This is a genomic window from Lacihabitans soyangensis, from assembly GCF_024343775.1.
GTDB classification, from domain to species: Bacteria; Bacteroidota; Bacteroidia; order Cytophagales; family Spirosomataceae; genus Leadbetterella; species Leadbetterella soyangensis.
This window is the reverse complement of record NZ_RJUF01000088.1, coordinates 1-2,789: the sequence shown is the minus strand read 5'-3', so window position 1 is coordinate 2,789 and position 2,789 is coordinate 1. Positions and strand designations below refer to the sequence as shown.

Sequence of the window (2,789 nt, the reverse complement as noted above, 5' to 3'; positions counted from 1 at the left end):
GGTACTATAAAAATTAATAGCACCGATGAAGCAATCGGTGTTGGCTCTGTTTCAACACCAGCAACAATTACCAATAGCCTAAACGGTATCATAAACATAGTGGGGGGCATCGGAGTGGAGATGGCTTTACCAACAGATGTTGTAAACTTCAGTAATGCGGGAACTATAAATTATGACGGTACGGTTTTGGCCTTTAAGTTTTTGGGAACTACAAACTTCACCAATACAGGTACAGTAAACATAAATTCGGGAACTGGTATTGAAAACCCTACTGGCAATACAATTAACAACAATGCCTGTGGTAAAATACTTATGGCGAGTGGTACTTACACCAATGGTGGTACAACCACCAATACAGGTTTAATTCAAATGCCAAATACATATAGCTTTACAAACACTGGCACATTCACAAACAATGGTGTATTGAAAGCTAATGCTGTTTCGGGTATAACAAATAACAAAGTAGTAATTACAAATTCTTGTCCAATCTTTACTTTGGGTGGAAGTAATAATTATTCAGTAAGTGGCATTTTCACGGATGCAGGAGCAACTACCTCGGCAGGAAGTTATACTTCGGTTGGAAATATGTTTACAGCAAACAATACTATCCCAACTGGTACACAAACACTTTATGCCCAAGTAACAGATGGTACTTGTACGTTTGTGGTACCTTTTGATTTTGACAATAAAAAGCCTACTTCTGTTTCAGTCAATAACACAACTGTTTGTTCAGGTACAAGTGTAACCCTATCGGGTACTTGCCCTAGTGGTACAACGCTCACTTGGTACACTACTGCTACAGGTGGCTCAAATATCGGAACAGGAACAAATTTATCCAATTCTCCGACTGTTTCCACTACCTATTATGCAGCCTGTGAATCAACAAACTGCGTGAGCGGTAGAGTCGCCACCAATGCAATAACAATTGTCTCAACACCTGTAGTAAGTCTATTTTCCAAAACGGATGTGAGCTGTAATGGTGGAAATAACGGAACTGCAACAGTAACAGCATCAAGCGGTACTGCTCCCTACACTTATTCGTGGGCTCCTTCAGGTGGAACAGCGGCGACGGCAACGGGTCTAGCAGCTGGCACTTATACGGTAACAGTAACGGATGCCAACAGTTGTCAGAAATCATCAACAGTTATCATCACTCAGCCAACGGCACTGGTCGCATCGATTTCAGCACAAACGAATATAGTGTGTAATGGAGCAAGTACCGGATCGGCAACAGTGACGGCATCAGGAGGAACGCCTTCTTATACTTATTCATGGGCTCCTTCAGGTGCTACCACCGCTACAGCTACGGGTTTGGCAGCTGGAACTTACACAGTAACAGTGACCGATGCGAACGCTTGTCAGAAAACTGCAACAGTCAACATCACTCAGCCAGCAGCACTGGTCGCATCGATTTCAGCACAAACGAATATAGCGTGTAATGGAGCAAGTACCGGATCGGCAACAGTAACAGCATCAAGCGGTATCAGTCCTTACTCGTATTCATGGGCTCCATCGGGTGGTACTGCAGCAACAGCAACCGGCCTATCAGCCGGAACTTACACCGTTACGGTGACGGATGCCAACTCTTGTCTGCAAACAGCTACGGTCAACATCACTCAGCCTGCTGCCTTGGTCGCATCTATTTCTGCTCAAACGAATATAATTTGTAATGGAGCAAGTACCGGATCAGCTACAGTATCGGCATCTGGTGGAAATCCTAATTATACCTATTCATGGGCTCCTTCAGGTGGGACAGCTGCCATTGCCTCGGGTCTAGCAGCCGGAACATACACCGTAACTGTGACGGATGCCAACGCTTGCCAGAAAACGGCAACCGTCAGCATTACTCAGCCTACGTCATTGTTAGCATCTATTTCTGCACAAACTGATGTTTTATGCAATGGAGCAAGTACTGGTTCTGCCACTGTAACTCCATCAGGCGGAAATCCTTCATACACTTATGAGTGGGCACCATCAGGTGGCACTGCGGCCACTGCATCGGGTTTAGCAGCTGGAACATACACCGTAACAGTGACAGATGCAAACGGTTGTCAGAAAACAGCAACTGTTAGCATTACTCAGCCTACGGCACTAGTTGCTTCGATTTCTACTCAAACGAATGTTTTATGCAATGGTGCAAGTACTGGATCAGCAACTGTTACAGTGTCTGGTGGAAATCCCTTATTCAGTAATACAACAGCTCCTTTGGGTGGTACCGCTACAATAACTACAAATGTAAGTCCAACTTACATTTATTCATGGGCACCTTCTGGAGGCACTGCAGCTACCGCAACCGGCTTATCAGCTGGCACTTATACGGTAACAGTGACGGATGCCAACGCTTGTCAGAAAACGGCAACTGTCAACATTACTCAACCCGCAGCACTCGTCGCATCGATTTCTGCTCAAACCAATGTAATATGCAATGGAGCAAGTACTGGATCAGCAACGGTTACTGCATCAGGTGGAAATCCTAATTATACCTATTCATGGGCACCATCTGGCGGTACAGCAGCTACAGCATCAGGTCTAACAGCTGGAACATATACGGTGACAGTTACAGATGCAAACGCTTGTCAGAAAACAGCAACGGTAACAATTACACAGCCAACGGCACTCGTCGCATCTGTATCAGCTCAAACCAATGTATTATGCAATGGAGCGAATACTGGAACAGCAACGGTAACCGCTTCGGGTGGAACACCGAATTATTCGTATTCATGGGCTCCTTCCGGCGGTACAGCTGCTACTGCAACAGGTCTAGTGGCCGGAATTTATACAATAACCGT

The 2,789-nt window shown here is 45.3% G+C and carries 1 protein-coding gene; it reads left to right on the top strand.

Features of this window, described 5'->3' with window-relative positions; translation table 11 throughout:
- A partial coding sequence (locus tag EGI31_RS14470) for a beta strand repeat-containing protein (protein ID WP_374760691.1) occupies positions 1-2,789 on the top strand: 2,789 nt, incomplete at both ends.